11 protein-coding genes and 3 pseudogenes are annotated in these 16164 nt (G+C 72.3%); 8 read left to right on the top strand and 6 right to left on the bottom strand.

Annotated features, from left to right (window positions below; translation table 11 throughout):
• The first annotated feature begins 169 nt into the window (after positions 1-169).
• Positions 170-1306 carry a tryptophan dimethylallyltransferase family protein gene (locus ACWZEH_RS03935; RefSeq protein ID WP_456195646.1) on the top strand — a complete coding sequence of 379 codons (1137 nt, stop codon included), beginning with the start codon at positions 170-172 and terminating at the stop codon, positions 1304-1306.
• A gap of 83 nt (positions 1307-1389) precedes the next feature.
• Here ACWZEH_RS03935 and ACWZEH_RS03930 read toward each other — a convergent pair whose 3' ends face one another.
• Positions 1390-1725 carry an IS30 family transposase gene (locus ACWZEH_RS03930; protein WP_456195645.1) on the bottom strand — a complete coding sequence of 112 codons (336 nt, stop codon included), beginning with the start codon at positions 1723-1725 and terminating at the stop codon, positions 1390-1392.
• On the opposite strand from ACWZEH_RS03930, the pseudogene ACWZEH_RS03925 reads away from it, so the two are divergent.
• Positions 1717-1874: pseudogene (locus ACWZEH_RS03925) on the top strand (IS701 family transposase); the annotation flags it as partial. The gene ACWZEH_RS03930 and the pseudogene ACWZEH_RS03925 overlap by 9 nt on opposite strands.
• 116 nt (positions 1875-1990) lie before the next feature.
• On the opposite strand, the gene ACWZEH_RS03920 reads toward ACWZEH_RS03925, so the two are convergent.
• Positions 1991-2674 (bottom strand): TetR/AcrR family transcriptional regulator, encoded by a 684-nt coding sequence (locus tag ACWZEH_RS03920; protein WP_456195643.1) that lies wholly within the window; start codon positions 2672-2674, stop codon positions 1991-1993.
• 94 nt (positions 2675-2768) lie between these two features.
• Between ACWZEH_RS03920 and ACWZEH_RS03915 the strand changes: the two genes are divergently transcribed.
• The 5 genes and pseudogenes from ACWZEH_RS03915 (at position 2769) to ACWZEH_RS03895 (ending at position 9323) form a co-directional block, all read left to right on the top strand.
• Entirely contained in the window at positions 2769-3485 is a 717-nt protein-coding gene (locus tag ACWZEH_RS03915; RefSeq protein ID WP_456195642.1) for an NAD(P)-dependent oxidoreductase, read from the top strand.
• Positions 3486-3754: 269 nt separating this feature from the next.
• Positions 3755-3967: pseudogene (locus ACWZEH_RS03910) on the top strand (permease); the annotation flags it as partial.
• A 223-nt stretch (positions 3968-4190) separates the two neighbouring features.
• Entirely contained in the window at positions 4191-5354 is a 1164-nt protein-coding gene (locus ACWZEH_RS03905) for an exonuclease SbcCD subunit D (RefSeq protein WP_456195640.1), read from the top strand.
• Positions 5351-8344 carry an AAA family ATPase gene (locus tag ACWZEH_RS03900; protein WP_456195638.1) on the top strand — a complete coding sequence of 998 codons (2994 nt, stop codon included), beginning with the start codon at positions 5351-5353 and terminating at the stop codon, positions 8342-8344. The genes ACWZEH_RS03905 and ACWZEH_RS03900 overlap by 4 nt, the downstream gene beginning before the upstream one ends.
• Positions 8345-8481: 137 nt before the next feature.
• Positions 8482-9323, top strand: a pseudogene (locus ACWZEH_RS03895) (SDR family oxidoreductase).
• Between the two features lie 48 nt (positions 9324-9371).
• Here the strand turns inward: ACWZEH_RS03895 and ACWZEH_RS03890 are convergent.
• A complete protein-coding gene (locus tag ACWZEH_RS03890) occupies positions 9372-11060 on the bottom strand; it encodes a DUF885 domain-containing protein (protein ID WP_456195636.1) in 1689 nt (562 codons plus the stop codon).
• Between the two features lie 32 nt (positions 11061-11092).
• On the bottom strand, positions 11093-11584 hold the full coding sequence (locus ACWZEH_RS03885) for an Lrp/AsnC family transcriptional regulator (protein WP_456195635.1): 492 nt from the start codon (positions 11582-11584) through the stop codon (positions 11093-11095).
• 60 nt (positions 11585-11644) lie between these two features.
• Between ACWZEH_RS03885 and ACWZEH_RS03880 the strand changes: the two genes are divergently transcribed.
• Positions 11645-12808 carry a trans-sulfuration enzyme family protein gene (locus ACWZEH_RS03880; protein WP_456195633.1) on the top strand — a complete coding sequence of 388 codons (1164 nt, stop codon included), beginning with the start codon at positions 11645-11647 and terminating at the stop codon, positions 12806-12808.
• Between the two features lie 175 nt (positions 12809-12983).
• Here the strand turns inward: ACWZEH_RS03880 and ACWZEH_RS03875 are convergent, their stop codons facing one another.
• Positions 12984-14339, bottom strand: a complete 1356-nt coding sequence (locus ACWZEH_RS03875; protein ID WP_456195631.1) for a GNAT family N-acetyltransferase — start codon at positions 14337-14339, stop codon at positions 12984-12986.
• 124 nt (positions 14340-14463) lie between these two features.
• Positions 14464-16050 carry an alkaline phosphatase D family protein gene (locus tag ACWZEH_RS03870; RefSeq protein WP_456195629.1) on the bottom strand — a complete coding sequence of 529 codons (1587 nt, stop codon included), beginning with the start codon at positions 16048-16050 and terminating at the stop codon, positions 14464-14466.
• Between the last annotated feature and the right edge of the window lie 114 nt (positions 16051-16164).

Raw genomic sequence — 16164 nt, 5'->3', positions numbered from 1 at the left:
CGTACTGCACAGGAGCGTGTCGGGTTAAACCTAAACTTGGCTGAAATATATGTACTTTATATCTCATAGCGCAATGAATCTCGCCGGGCATCAGATGCAGGCGGTCACCGGGTGAGACGATCCGATCGTTTGCGCCCGCTACTTGTGCCCAGTTATGCAGGGAGAGTCAATGGAAGATGCTGCTCTCACACCGGACACGGGAGTCGCCGCCGAGATGGTGGGACGGCCCGTGCGCTTCGAGTCTCAGAGGTACAAACCGACCGACAGCTACGCCGACATCGCCTGCGACAAGATCCGGCGCGGGAGCGAGGTGCTCGGTGCGAGCGAAAGCGAACGGCGGTCGCGGCTCGCCCTGGTCCGCGAGCTGTTCGGGGCCTGGGGTGAACTCCCCGCAGGGAAGCCGCCCGAGCGCGTGTGTTGGGTCGCCATCGACGGCATGCCTTTCGAAGTGTCGTTCGCCTGGGCCGACGGCCAGAGCGAGCTGCGCCTTTCGCTCGAAACCCCGAGTCACCCGGGGACGTCTCTTGCCCGTCAGGAAGACGGCAGGGCTTTCACCCGCAGCCTGGCCGACCGTCCGGGAGTCTCGATCGAGCGCTACCTCGCCGTCGAGGCCCTCTTCACGGACGGGGACCCGCGCGGATACTTCTCGCTCTCCCACGGGGTTGCCTGGCGGCGGGGCGGACACCCGCTCTACAAGATCTATCTCAACCCCGCCGTCGCTGGCCGCGAGCACGCTGTCGCTCGCACGGAGGAGGCCATGATCCGGCTGGGCATGGAACGCCCCTGGCGCGCCCTCGCCGATCACCTGGGCGGCGTCCACGGCATCGCGCACGAACCTGTCGGACTGGCCCTGGACCTGTCCGACACCCGAGAAGCCCGCTGCAAGGTCTACCTCGCGCACACAGGTGTGACCGTCGACGACATAGATGCCCAGTCGGCCGTCGCCCGCGATTACGTACCCGGCTCCTTCGCCCGTGCTCTCGAACGTGTCACCGGATGCCGCGAGTCCGGATGGCAGAAGCCCCCCGTCACCTGCTGGAGCTTCAGCTCTGCTCAGGACGCGCCGGGCGCCACGCTCTATGTGCCGCTCATCCCCGGTCACAGCGACGACGCGACCGCGCACGACCGCGTGGCGGCCTTCATGCGCGAGGAGAACGTGCACCCGGCGCCCTACACGGCCGCTCTCCACGCTCTGTCGGACGGTCCGCTGACGGAGTCGGCGACCCAGAACTTCCTCTCCTACCGCGGTGGGCCGGCCCCGCGCTTCGCCGTTTACCTCGCCCCGGGCACCTACCGCCCGGCCTGACGGCAGTGACCGGCAGGGCACCACCCCGGTCGGCCCCCGGGTGTGAGCGTCGCGGTGACGGTGTGGAGCGACAGCCCTTGGATTCAACCGGTCAAGGCAACACTCTCGGCTGGTGTTCGGAATCCCAGGCACTCGCGCGGACGGCTGTTGAGCTTCGTCGCGATGGCGTCAAGGTCGCCCTGGCTGAACGTCGACAGGTTCGTTCCTTTGGGCAGGTACTGCCGGAGCGGCTTGTTGGTGTTCTCGATGGTGCCACGTTGCCAGGGGCTACGCGGTGCTGCGAAGAACACGTCGACACCGGTGCCAGCGCTGAGACGCTTGTGGGCTGCCAGTTCCGTGCCTCGATCCCCGGTCGGCGTGCTGCTGCGTAGTCGGGGGTTCATGCGCTCGTGGGTCTCGGCCAGAGCGGGAACGAGCACCGCGAGATGAAACAGACCCTGGTCTGGCCCACTTCGAAGGCCGAACCTGGCCAGGCCGGCATCATCACGTCACCCCGGTCTCGGTCGCCCACGCCTTCTGCACCCTGCAGCGACCGAGTCGAACCCCAAAAGAGACGGCGTCGGCCTGAGTCTCTACCGAGCCGTACGCGAGCTGCAGCTGCTTCCTCGTGATCTGGACCGGCGCCTGCCCCACCTGTCACCGCGACATGCCAGACCCCGCACCAACATGACCAAGCACTACCAGCTAGGCGTTCGCGGTCTCGTCCGGGTGGAGGGCATCCAGGATGAGAGTGAGGCCGAAGGTGAACTCGTCGGCGTAGTCGTAGCCGGGCTTGAGGACATGCTCGGTGGCCAGCTCGGTGAGGTGGGGGTAGGCGTCGGCGGGCATTTCGCGCAGGATGGCGCCCGCGACCTCGTCCAACTCCGCCGCGCCTGTGAACGGCAGGCTCAGCTCCTGGAGCACGAAGCCGTACAGGTAGCTATCGATCAGTGAGATGGCGTGCGCGGTCATGGGGACGGAGAATCCTCCGGCGCGCAACGCCCCGATGACGGCGTCGTGGTGGCGCAGGGTCGCGGGGCCGGGCTGGGAGCGGGAGTCCATGAGGCCGATGGCCCACGGGTGGCGCCGGAGGACGGCACGGGTGGAGGCCGCGCGATGACGCATGGCACTTTTCCAGTCCGTGTCGCGCGGCGGCAGGTCGATCTCGCCGAACACCGCGTCCACCATGCCGTCGAGGATGTCCTCCCGGCCCGCCACGTGGTGGTAGAGCGACATCGCCTCGACTCCCAGCGGTTCGGCGATGGCCCGCATGGTGAGCGCGGCCGCCCCCTTCTCGTCCGCCACCGCCACCGCCGTACGGATCACGCGCTCGCGACTGAGCGGGGTGCGCGCTGACGCCCCGCGCCGGCGCGTGCCTTTCTCACGCATCCGCCCCTCCTGTTCTTCGCCCTTGACTGCCTTACAGTGTAAGACTAGTGTGCCTTACAGCATAAGGTAAGCGTTCCGGTGAAAGGGCTGTGCCATGGGTACGGATCGCGTGAAGAAGGTCTGCATCGTCGGGGCTTCGGGGAAGCTCGGGCAGTACATGGTCGGGCACGCACTGGAACGCGGTTACGAGGTGGTCGGCGTGTGCCGGGAGCGCAGCGTGCCGAAACTGGCCGGGTTCGAAGACCGGATGACCGTCGTCCCCGGACCCACGAACGACCCGGAGGTGATCCGGCGGGCGGTCGCCGGATGCGACGGGGTGCTGACGGTCCTGGTGCCCTGGGGTGTACAGCAGTACGCGTCGGGCACGGCGCAGGCGGTGCTTGACCATGCCCGGCCGGGCGCGCGCCTGGTCTTCTCCTGCGGCTGGCACATCACGCGTGACGGCAAGGACAAGTACTCGCGGATGTTCACCATGGGCGTCCGGATCGCCGCCGTACTGGGCAAGCTCGTCCGCGCCGTCGAGATCGACGACCAGGTGGAGGCGTGCCGACGGGTGTTCGACAGCGGCACCCGGTGGACTGTGGTGCGCGGCAGCAACCTGGAGGAAGGCGAAAGTCAGGGCCTGCCAGTGTGGGGCCGGCACGTGGGCGATCCGGTACTGGCCAGCAACCTGACGCGCCGGGTGGACTTCGCGCTGTTCATGGTGGAAGCGCTCACCAATGACACGCTCGTCCAGGAGGCCCCCGCGATCGTCGGCTGCCGAACTCCCAGCGCCTTCGCCCATACCGACGGCCCCCACAACCACGCCTAGTACTGCAACGGTGCTTGCTGTGACTGCTGGCCAGGTCGGTCATTGGTGTGGTTATGGGTGGGGACCTTGCTGATGTCAGGTTGTGGGCGGGTGCACTGGCACACAGCGCCAGCCCATGGCGGACTGTTCGGCTTTCGTGCCGGTCGCCCATCGCGGAACCGCTATCTTCGTTCCGAACATCAGACATTCGGAGCGGTATGCCCAGGACATAAGAACAGACCGAGGAGCTCCCCGGAGTCGCAACTGCCGCCGCGGCCACCAATGACGCTCCGGTCCCAGGCTGGCTGCGGTGGTGGCCGTTACTACTCCTGGGAGCGGCGGTGCTTCCCGGGACGGCGCTCTTCGCCGTCGGCCGGTGGGGGAATGAGCCAGCCGTGCAGGCATGGCGGACCGTCTTTCTCTCTATCGCGGTGCAGGCATTGCCCTTTCTCATACTCGGTACGGTCCTGTCCGGTGTGATCAACGCATTGAGCCTTTCCCGAGCTCGCGGTCACACCGCCAGCTCGGAAAGGGCTCACCCCACCATCCAGATCACGGCCGACATCTATGGCCGTCTGACCCCGGATGCTGGTGGCAGACTGAGGTCCGTAATGGATCAGGTGCCGACGGGCGCTAGCGTGGTCGGTGCTGACCACGAGGACCATGCTGGTTCGGTGCTGACTACAGGGGCGGAGTAAGGGGAAACATGCAGGTCGGAGTGGCGTCTTGAAAGTTCTGCACACTTCCGACTGGCACCTCGGCCGGTCGTTCCACCGGGTCGGCATGCTCGGTGCCCAGGCCGAGTTCATCGGTCACCTGGTGACGACCGTGCGCGAGCACGCCGTCGACGCGGTGGTCGTGTCGGGAGACGTGTACGACCGGGCCGTGCCGCCGCTCTCCGCGGTGGAGCTGTTCGACGACGCCCTGCACCGTCTCGCGGACCTGGGTGTGCCCACGGTGATGATCTCCGGCAACCACGACTCCGCCCGCCGCCTGGGCGTCGGTGCCGGACTCATCGGGCGCGCGGGCATCCATCTGCGGACCGACCCCTCGGCGAGCGGCACCCCCGTGATGCTGTCCGACGCCCACGGGGAGGTCGCTTTCTACGGAGTGCCCTATCTGGAACCGGCGCTCGTCAAGGACCGGTTCGGGCTGGAGAAGGCGGGCCACGAGACGGTGCTCGCCGCCGCCATGGACCGGGTCCGCGCCGACCTTGCCGCCCGCCCGCCCGGCACCCGTTCGGTCGTCCTCGCGCACGCCTTCGTCACCGGCGGGGCGCCGAGCGACAGCGAGCGGGACATCACCGTGGGCGGGGTCGCCGCCGTACCCGCCGGAGTGTTCGACGGCGTCGACTACGTGGCGCTCGGGCACCTGCACGGCTGCCAGACCCTCACCGAGCGCGTGCGCTACTCAGGCTCCCCGCTCCCGTACTCCTTCTCCGAAGCGGACCACCGCAAGAGCATGTGGCTCGTCGACCTGGCCGCCGACGGCGGCGTCACCGCCGAGCGGGTCGACTGCCCGGTGCCGCGCGCCCTCGCCCGGATCCGCGGCACCCTGGAGGAACTGCTCGCCGACCCCGGGCTCGAACCGCACCGCGAGGCGTGGGTGGAGGCCACCCTCACCGACCCGGTCCGTCCGGCCGACCCGATGGTCCGGCTCGGCGAACGCTTCCCGCACATCCTCAGCCTCGTCTTCGACCCCGACCGCGCGCCCGACGACCCGGCGGTGTCCTACGCCCGCCGCCTCGCAGGCCGTGACGACCAGCAGATCGCGGAGGACTTCGTCGCCCATGTGCGCGGCACCGGCCCCGACGAGCGGGAGCGGGCCGTCCTGCGGGGCGCCGTCGACGCCGTCCGCGCCGACCAGGCCGTACGGGAGGTGGCGCGGTGAGGCTGCACCGGCTCGACATCACCGCCTTCGGGCCCTTCGGCGGCTCGCTCACCGTCGATTTCGACGAACTGTCCGCCGCGGGCCTCTTCCTGCTGCACGGCCCCACCGGCGCCGGTAAGACCTCGATACTCGACGCCGTCTGCTACGCGCTGTACGGCTCCGTCCCCGGAGCCCGGCAGAGCGGACAGGGCATGACCCTGCGCAGCGACCACGCCGCCCCCGCCACCCGCACCGAGGTCACACTCGACCTCACCGTCGTCGGACGCCGGCTCGAAGTCACCCGGCAACCGCCCTGGCAGCGCCCGAAGAAGCGCGGCACCGGCACCACCCTCGACAAGGCACAGACCTGGCTGCGCGAGTACGACCCGGTGGCCCGGTCCTGGAAGGACCTCAGCCGCTCCCACCAGGAGATCGGCGAGGAGGTCGCCCAGCTCCTCGGCATGAGCCGGGAGCAGTTCTGCCAGGTCGTCCTCCTGCCCCAGGGCGACTTCGCGCGGTTCCTGCGAGCCGACGCCGAGGCCCGCGGCAAGCTCCTCGGCCGGCTCTTCGACACCCGTCGCTTCGCCGATGTGGAAAAGCACCTCGCCGAGCGCCGCCGCGCCACCGAGTCCCAGGTACGGGACGGCGACGCGGAACTGCTCGCCGAAGCGCACCGGATGCAGCAGGCAGCGGGCGAGGCCATGCCCCTCGACGACCTCGCGCCGGGCGAACCTGGACTGGCCCAGAGCGTGCTGACCGCGGCCGCCGTCGCGCGCAGCACCGCTCGCGAACAGCTCGCCGTCGCCCGCTGCCGTCTCACCGCGGCCGAATCCGCCCAGGCCGCCGCCGACCGGTCACTGGACGACGTACGCGAGCGGGACCGTCTGCAACGGCGGTTCGCCGAGGCACGGGAGAACGCGGCGCGGCTGGCGGAGGGGGACGGCGCCCGGCGGGAGGCGCAGACCCGCCTGGACCGCTCCCGCAAGGCCGAGGCGGTCGCCCCCGCCCTGGAACTGCGGGAGTCCGCCGACGCCGAACACCGGGACGCGGCCGCCGTCGAGGCGCGCACGCGTGCCCTGCTCCCCGTGGCCCACCAGGAGGCGGGCGCGGGAGGGCTCGCCGCCGCCGCACGCCGGGCCGCCGAAGAACTGGGCGGCCTCGAGTCGGCCCGCCGTGCCGAGCGACGGCTCGCCGAACTCCTCGACGAGCGGGCCGTCCTGGACCGCCAGGAGCGCGCCGACGACGACGTGCTGGACGAGTCGGACGCCTGGCTCACCGGCTGGGACGAGACACGCACCGCGCTCCGCGCCCGCGTCGAGTCCGCGCAGGAGGCCGCGACCAGGGCCGGTGAACTCGCGGTGCAGCGCGACCCCGCGCACAAGCGGCTCAACGCCGCACGGCTGCGGGACCAGTTGGCCGGGGACACCGACCGCGCCGCCGAGCAGGCCCGAAAGGCCCGGGAGCAGGCACTCGCGGCCAAGCAGCACTGGCTCGACCTCAAGGAACAGCGGCTGGCCGGCATCGCCGCCGAACTCGCCGCGGGTCTCACCGACGGCGCGCCCTGCGCGGTCTGCGGGGCCACCGAACATCCCGCCCCCGCCCACAAGGACGCCGGTCATGTCGGCCGCGAGGCGGAGGAGCGCGCCCTCGCCGCCCACCAGGGCGCGGAGGAACGCCGCGCCGACGCCGAACGGCGCCTCGGTGTCGTCCGCGAGGCGCTGGCCGCCGCCGGAGCGGAGGCGGGGGACACGCCGACCGGCCGACTCGTCCGTGAGGTGGAGGAGCTGGAAACGCAGTACGCGCGTGCGCGGGACGCGGCCTCCGTACTGCACTCCGCGCAGGAACAGCTGCGGCAGGCGGAGCACGAGCACGAGCGGCGGGTCACCACACAGCGTGAGGTGGCGGTCCGAACGGCCGCTCGGACGGGCGTCCGTGAGCGTCTGGACCGGGAACAGACAGCGCTGGAAGAGGAGTTGACCACGGCGCGGGGCGCCGCGGACAGCGTGACCGTGCGCGCCGCCCAACTGGAGCGCACCGCGGCGCGGTTCACCGAGGCCGCCGAGGCCGCCCGGCTCGCCGACGGCGCCGCGCAGCGGCTCAAGCACGCCGACGCCAGGCTCGCGGACGCCGCCTTCCGGGCCGGGTTCGACACCCCGCGGGCGGCGGCCGAGGCACTCCTGGACCCCGCCGACCACCGCGCGCTGCAGCACCGCCTGGAGGCCCGGCAGCAGCAGGAGGCCGCCGTCCGCGCGGTGCTCGCCGAACCCGAAACCGCGGCCGCCGCCCAGCAGCCCCCCGCGGACCTCGCCGCCGCGCAGCGCGCCGCCGAGGACGCGGACCGCGGGGTGCGCGAGGCTGCCTCCGCCCGCGACGCCGCCGCCCGTCGCTGCGCCGAACTCGACCGGCTCTCCGCGCGGGCCACCGCCTCGGTGCGGCGGCTGGCACCGCTGCGCGAGGAGTACGACCGGGTGGCCCGCATGGCGGGCCTCACCGCGGGCACCTCCGCCGACAACGAACGCAGGATGCGCCTGGAGTCCTACGTCCTGGCCGCCCGCCTGGAACAGGTCGCCGCAGCGGCGACCGCACGGCTGCACCGCATGTCGTCCGGCCGCTACACCCTGGTGCACTCCGACGACCGCACGGGCCGTGGCCGCAGCGGTCTCGGCCTGCACGTCGTGGACGCGTGGACCGGCCGGGAGCGGGACACCGCGACCCTCTCGGGCGGCGAGACCTTCTTCGCTTCGCTCGCCCTCGCGCTCGGTCTCGCCGACGTCGTCACCGACGAGGCCGGCGGGGTCCGGCTGGACACCCTCTTCATCGACGAGGGCTTCGGCAGCCTCGACGACCAGACCCTCGACGAGGTGCTGGACGTCCTGGACTCCCTGCGGGAACGCGACCGCAGCGTGGGCATCGTCAGCCACGTCGCCGACCTGCGCCGGCGCATCCACGCCCAACTCGCGGTGGTGAAGAGCCGCTCGGGTTCGACGGTACGGACGCACGGCGTGGGCTGAGCCGAGCGCAGCCGGGCCGAGTGGGGGCAGCCGGGGCGGCAGTGGAAACGTGGGCGACGGCCGGGCGCGGGCAGCCGGGGGCGGGGGTCGCGGTACCGGCGTGCGCCGGGAGCTCCGCCCCGCCGTCATGGCTGACCATGCTCCCACTTTTGCACCCCGCACCCGAAGCACGCCGCCGTGACCCCCTGCCCCTGCGCGGCCGGACCGCGCTGGTCACCGGGGCCGGCAGACGCGGCGGCATCGGACACGCGGTCGCCCGGCGTCTGGGCACCCACGGAGCGAGCGTCTACCTGCACCACCACGTGCCGCACGACGCCGCGATGCCCTGGGGCGCCGACCGCACCGAGGAGGTGGCCGCCTCCGTGCGGGAAGCTCTCGGCGATCCCTCGGCCCGGGTGGTGTCAGGACCGGGCGACCTCTCCGCCCCGGCCGTGTCCGCCGGACTCCACGACCGGGCCGCCGCCGCACTCGGCGGACGGCTCGACATCCTCGTCGCCGGCCACGCCCTCAACGGCTGTGACGGCACCCTCGACACGATCGACACCGCGATGCTCGACGCCCACTGGGCCGTCGACACCCGCTCGGTGCTGCTGCTGCTCGTCCAGGCCCATGCCCGGCACCGGGCCGCTCTGCCCCCGCGCACCCCGGGCGGGCGCGTGATGATGACGACCTCCGGGCAGGACATCGCGGGCGGGATGCCGGGCGAGATCGCCTACGCCCTCCAGAAGGGCGCGCTCGCCTCGATCACCCGCTCCCCGGCGACCACGCCGGCCGAGCACGCCGTCACGGTGAACACCGTCAACCCCGGCCCGGTGGACACCGGACACCTCACCGGCGACGCCGTCGCCGCACGCTTCCCCGGCGGGCGGTGGGGGGCGCCCGACGACCCGGTCCGCCTCATCGCGTGGCCTGGCCACGCGATGAGGCGGACCGGGGCATCGGTCAGGTCATCGACTCCGAGGGCGGCTTCCGGCGCTGACGCCGGGGGAGCCGTCCCGGCGCCGGCCGCCCGCCCCGGCGGCCCGGCTCACAGGGCCGACAGTTCGTCCACCAGGTCGTCCAGGCCCAGCGAACCCTGGGACAGTGCCGCCATGTGCCACGCCTTGGGGTCGAAGGCGTCGCCGTGCCGCTTACGTGCGTTCTCCCTGCCCAGCAGCCAGGCCCGCTCGCCGAGCTTGTAGCCGATGGCCTGGCCGGGGATCGTCAGATAGCGGGTCAGCTCGCTCTCCACGAAGTCCGCCGGACGGCTGCTGTGCGCCCCGAAGAACTCCTCGGCCAGTTCCGGCGTCCAGCGCTCGCCCGGGTGGAACGGCGAGTCCGCCGGAATCTCCAGCTCCAGGTGCATGCCGATGTCGACGACGACCCGGGCGGCCCGCATCATCTGCGCGTCCAGGTAACCGAGCCGCTCCTCCGCGTCCGTGAGGAACCCGAGCTCGTCCATCAGCCGCTCCGCGTACAGCGCCCAGCCCTCCGCGTTGGCGCTGACCATCCCGACGGAGGCCTGGTAGCGGGACAGGTCCTCGGCGACGTGCGCCCACTGCGCCAGTTGGAGGTGGTGGCCGGGCACGCCCTCGTGGTACCAGGTCGACACCAGGTCGTAGACGGGGAAGCGGGTCAGCCCCATGGTCGGCAGCCAGGTACGGCCCGGCCGGGAGAAGTCCTCCGACGGGGGCGTGTAGTACGGTGCCGCCGCGCTGCCCGGCGGGGCGATCCGCGACTCCACCTTCCGTACCCGCTCGGCGAGCTCGAAGTGGGTGCCGTCGAGCGAGTCGATCGCCTTGTCCATCAGGCCCTGCAGCCACTCACGGACCTCGTCGACCCCCTCGATGTGCCGGCCGTGCTCGTCGAGGTGCGCCAGCGCCACCCACGGCGTCCCGGCACCCGGCAGGATCTTCTCGGCCTCCTTCTTCATCTCGCCGAGCAGCCGGTGGTACTCGGCCCAGCCGTAGGCGTACGCCTCGTCCAGGTCGAGGTCGGTGCCGTTGTAGTAGCGGGACCAGCGGGCGTAGCGCTCCCGGCCGACGGTGTTCGGCGCGCCCTCGATCGCCGGCGCGTACACGTCGCGCATCCAGTCCCGCAGCTCCACCACGGCCGCGGTGGCCGCCCCGGCCGCCCCGTCCAGCTCCGCGCGCAGGGCGTTCGGACCGTCCGCGGCGAAGTCCTCGAACCAGCCGCGGCCCCCGCCGGTGTCCGCCCACTCGGTGAGCTGCCCGACGAACGCGGCGGTCGGCCGCGGAGCCGCGTACAGTTTGCGTTCCAGTCCGAGCGCGAGGGACTCCCGGTAGCCCGCCAGCGCGGCCGGCACGGCGCGCAGCCGCTCGGCGACCGCGGCCCAGTCCTCCTCGGTCCCCGTCGGCGTCACGGTGAACACCTCACGCACCGAGTGGGCGACCGTGCCCAGGTTGCCGACCGAACGCAGGCCCTCGTCGGCCTCGTGCACGGCGATCTCCGCGGTGAGCCGCTCCCGCAGCAGCCGGGCGCAGCGGCGCTCGATGTCGCTGTCCGCGCCGGGCCTGGTCTCGGCCTCGGCGAGCCGGGTGAGCGTGGCCCGCTGGAGCTCCGCGAGCGCCGCCTGGCCCGCGGGGGAGAGGTCGGGCAGGCGGCTGGAACTCTCCTGCACGCCGAGGTACGTACCGGTGACCGGGTCGAGGGCGATGAGATCGTCGACGTAGGCGTCGGCGACCTCGCGGGGCAGCGGGTTGCTGGTCTCAGACATGACGACCATCCTGGTACGCGGCCCGCCGGACGTCACCCGGATTGAGCCGAGGGCGAAGAGGGCAGCAGGGGACCGCAGTCCCACTGCTGGAAGATCAGCCGCGTCTCCACGCGTGCCACCTCCCGCCGCGACGTGAACCCGTCCAGCACCAGCCGCTGCAGATCCGCCATGTCCGCGACCGCGACATGGATCAGATAGTCGTCCGGTCCGGTCAGGTGAAAGACGGTCAGTGACTCCGGCAGCGCCCGGATTCGCTCCACGAACGGCCCCACCAGCTCCCGCCGGTGCGGCCTGACCTGCACCGACAGCAGCGCCTGGAGTCCTCGCCCCAACTTGGCCGGGTCCAGCTTCAGCCGGTGCCCGAGGATCACGCCCGAGCGCCGCAGCCGGGTCACCCGGTCCAGACAGGTCGACGGCGCGACCCCCACCTGTGCGGCGAGGTCCCGGTACGTCGTCCGGGCGTCGTTCTGCAACAGCCGCAGCAGATGAAGATCCACCGGATCCAGTACGACAGACTCGGTCATCGGCCGAACGTAACACGGAGATCGGTTCCCACGGTCCGGCCGGTGTTCACCCTTCGGGGCATGGACGTACGCATGGGCACGCGCAGCACCACGAGAGCACTCGCCACCGAGGCCGTGCACGCCGGCCGGGACGACCTGGCCCGGCAGGGGCTGCACGCCCCGCCGATCGACCTGTCCACCACCTACCCCGCCCACGACAGCCGTGGTGAGGCCGCCCGGATCGACGCCTTCGCCGCCACCGGCGCGGAACCGGACGGCCCGCCCGTCTACGGGCGGCTCGGCAACCCGACCGTCGCCCGCTTCGAGACCGCCCTCGCCCGTCTGGAGGGCACCGAGGCCGCCGTCGCGTTCGCCAGCGGCATGGCCGCGCTCAGCGCCGTCCTGCTGGTGCGCGGCTCCATGGGCCTGCGCCACGTCGTCGCCGTACGCCCCCTGTACGGATGCAGCGACCACCTGCTGACCGCCGGGCTGCTCGGCTCCGAGGTGACCTGGACCGACCCGGCCGGGGTCGCCGACGCGCTGCGACCCGACACCGGTCTGGTGCTGGTGGAGTCACCGGCCAACCCGACCCTGACCGAGGTCGATCTGCGGGCACTCGCCCGCGACTGCGGCTCCGTGCCGCTGCTCGTCGACAACACCTTCGCCACTCCCGTCCTCCAGCGTCCGGTCGAGCACGGGGCGCGGCTGGTGCTGCACAGCGCCACCAAGTACCTCGGCGGGCACGGAGACGTCCTGGCCGGTGTGGTGGCCTGCGACGAGGAGTTCGCGGGGCGGCTGCGGCAGATACGGTTCGCCACCGGTGGGGTGCTGCATCCACTGGCCGGCTACCTGCTGCTGCGGGGCCTGTCGACGCTGCCGGTACGGGTCCGGGCCGCCTCCGCCAACGCCGCCGAACTCGCCCGCCGGCTCACCGCGGACCCGCGCGTGGTCCGCGTGCACTACCCGCGCATCGGCGGTGCGATGGTCTCCTTCGAGGTGCACGGGGACCCGCACGCGGTGATCGGCGGCGTACGGCTGATCACCCCGGCGGTCAGCCTCGGCAGCGTGGACTCCCTCATCCAGCACCCGGCGTCCATCAGCCACCGCATCGTCGACGCCGACGACCGCAGGGCCGCGGGAGTCGGAGACCGGCTGCTGCGGCTCTCCGTCGGCCTGGAGGACGTCGACGACCTGTGGGCCGACCTGGACGGGGCGCTGGGCCGACCGGACGGGACGCCCGGCTGAGGCAGCGCGCACGCGCGCGGTACGACGACGGAGCGGCCCGGCGGAATCCGCCGGGCCGCTCCGTCCGCGTGTTCGGTGCGCTCGGGGGGCGCCTGCGGACCGTGCGCCAGGCCCGGGCCCCGGGCCCGACTCCCCGGTCCGTGCGTCCGGCCGGCGGGCCCCCCGGCGCGGTGGCCTACGACCGGCGGCCGATCCTGGAGCCGCCGTGCTCCTGCCCGTCGCGCTCCTCCTGCGCGCGGCGGGCAGGCCGCTGCTCCAGGCGGGCGGTGATGACCAGGGTGCCTTCCTCGATCTGGTAGTCGAGGGGGAGCTCCAGGCCGCGCATCGCGGCGACCATGCCGGTGTTGGACGCCTGCGTCACCGCGTAGACACGGGCGCAGCCCGCCTCGCCGGCCATCGCCACCAGCCGGGCGAGCAGCTTGCCGCCGATGCCCCGGCGCTGCCAGGCGTCCTCGACGAGCAGGGCCACCTCGGTCTCGTCGCCGTCCCACAGCAGATGGCCGAGGCCGACGATCCGCCCCGAGGCGGTCCGTACCGCGAGCGTGCGGCCGAAGCGCGGGCTCAGCAGGTGGTTCAGGTAGCGGTCCACGTCGCCGACCGGCCCGTGGTAGCGCAGACGCAGCGTCTCGGGCGAGCACCGCTCGTGCATCGCCCGGGCCGCCTCCAGGTCGCCGGTGTCCGCCCGGCGCACGGTGATGTCGCTGCCCTCGGGCAGGGTGAGGACGTCCTGGCCGCGCGGGACCCGGGGGCCGAGCCGGGCGTCCAGCTCCACCAGGGCCCTGGCCCGCGCGAACTCGGTGGGCGTGAACGGCAGATACGGCCGCTCCACGGTGATCACGCCGCCCTCGGGAGCGCGCAGCCGCATCACGGTGTCCTCCAGGGTCCCCTCGACCGGCACACCCTCCGGCGCCCGCCGGCCGGAACCCGGCGTGGCGGGCAGCGAACGGATCGTGCACCGTCCCAGCAACTGCCGCAGCGCCAGCGGGAGTTCCGCGGCGTCCAGTGCCGTACGCGCGGCGAGACCCAGCATCCGGGTCGGAGCGTCCACCAGGTCGTGGGCGTCGGCCCGCTCGATCCAGGTGTCGGTGCCCCCGGCGCCCGCCACCGCCGCCGTGAGGCCGGCGCCGGACAGGTCGGCGGGGGCCCGCAGCAGGAACTCGTCGACCGTGGCCCGACCCAGCGGGTGCGTCTGCAGGCTCAGGATGTCGACACTCTCCCCGGCCAGCGCCGTGCACAGCGCGGCCAGCGCGCCCGGCTCCTCCCGCACCGTCGTCCGCATCCGCCACAGCGCCTTCTGGGCCGGGGCGCCGCGCACGGCCCCGTCGGCGGACGACAGGGCCGGTTGCCCGCCCCTCCGCCCGGCGGCCGGGGGCCGGGGGCCGGTATCGGATGCGGGGGGCGCGTGACCGTGGCGGCGTGCCCACCAACTGTGGAACGCCGCCGTGAACCGTGAGGCCGGTTCGCCTCTCGTCCGCCCCTGCGTGGGACGGCCGTGCGGGTCTCGCGCCACATCTGACATGTCTCGGCTCATGCGACCACTGTGAAGGAAATGTGTTTCGTGATCACTAACGCGTCATGGCTGGCGAGTAAAGAGTTCTTATGGTATCTATGATCCTTTTGTCGGTTTGCTGGCCGGCTGGTTGCCCGCTGTCCGGCTACTGGCCGACCAGGCCCGGCTGCAACCGCTTCGTGTACAGCACGGTGCCGTCCTGCTCCCGCATCCGTACGGTCAGTTCTCCGCTGCCGCCGTCGATGTCGACCTCGCCGAAGAACTGGTAGCCGCCGGCGGGCGAGACGTTCGCCGCGGTCGGCGCCTTCACGAACACCCGCTCCGGGCCGAAGGTGTTGTCGAGCGCGCTCGCCGGGAAGGCGCCCGCGTTCAACGGCCCGGAGACGAACTCCCAGAACGGTTCGAAATCCCCGAACGCGGCCCGCGCGGGCTGGTAGTGCTGGGCCGAGGTGTGGTGCACGTCGGCCGTCAGCCACACCGTGCCGGTGATCCGCCGGTGCTTGATGAACCGCAGCAGCTCGGCGATCTGCAGCTCGCGCCCCAGCGGTGCTCCCGGGTCGCCCTGGGCCACCGCCTCGACATGCTGGGCACCCTCGCTCGTGTCGGAGACGATCAGGCCGATCGGCATGTCCGCGGCGATCACCTTCCACACCGCCCGCGACCGCGTCAGCTCCCGCTTGAGCCATTCCAGTTGCTCCCGCCCGAGGATCCCCTGCGGGTCCACGGTCTGGTCACCGGGGGAGTTGGCATTGCGGTACGTCCGCATGTCCAGTACGAACACGTCCAGCAGCGGCCCCTGCCGCAGCACCCGGTGGACCCGGCCCTCGTGCGCGCCCGGCCGCAGCGTGGACATCGGGAAGTACTCGCTGAAGGCACGCCGCGCCCGTGCCGCCAGTACGTCGACGCTCTTCTCCGTGTACCGGCCGTCCGTGTCCGTGATCAGCTGGCCCGGGTACCAGTTGTTGCGCACCTCGTGGTCGTCCCACTGCACGATGGACGGCACCTGGGCGTTGAACCGGCGGAAGTGCTCGTCCAGCAGGTTGTAACGGAAGTTGCCGCGGAACTCGGCCAGGGTCTCGGCGACCTTGGACTTCTCCTGTGTGGTGATGTTCCGCCAGACACCGCCGTCCGGCAGTGCGGCGGTCGCCGGGATCGGCCCGTCGGCGTAGATGGTGTCGCCACTGAACAGGAAGAAGTCGGGGTCGGTCCGGGCCATCGCCTCGAAGATCCGGTAGCCGCCGAACTCGGGGTTGATGCCCCAGCCCTGCCCCGCCAGGTCGCCCGACCACACGAACCGCACGCCCTCACGCCGTCGCGCGGACACCGTCCGGAACGTACCGGTGACCGGCTCGCCGCAGCGGCGCGGGTCGTCCGGGTCGGCGAGCCGCACCCGGTAGTGGATCTGCTCACCCGCCGGCAGCCCGTGCAGCCGGGTCGTCCCGGTGAAGTCCGTGCCGGGGCCGAGCAGCGGGCCGTGACGGCGGCGCGGATGGCGGAACGACTCGGTCGCCGACGTCTCGACGATCATCCGGGCCGGGCGGTCGGAGCGCACCCACACCAGCCCGGAGTCGCGCGTCACGTCGCCCGTCTGCACACCCCACTTCGCCTCGGGGCGCCCGGACCGGGCGAAAGCGGGCGCCGACCCGACGGCGGCGGGCAGGGCCAGGGCCGCCGAGGCCGCGAGCGAGCCGCGCAGGACGGCGCGACGACCGGGGAGCGAACGGGGTGACATGAATGCGCCTCCAGAGGACGGGGGATCCGGCCGGTGTGCGCTGCCACAAGTACTCGGGCGGCACGGCCCGCACGCAAACCCCAAGTGAACAAATCGCCGCCGATCCGCAGGACC

Source organism: Streptomyces yamdrokensis, assembly GCF_053890455.1.
This window is presented reverse-complemented; position numbering and strand designations above follow the sequence as displayed.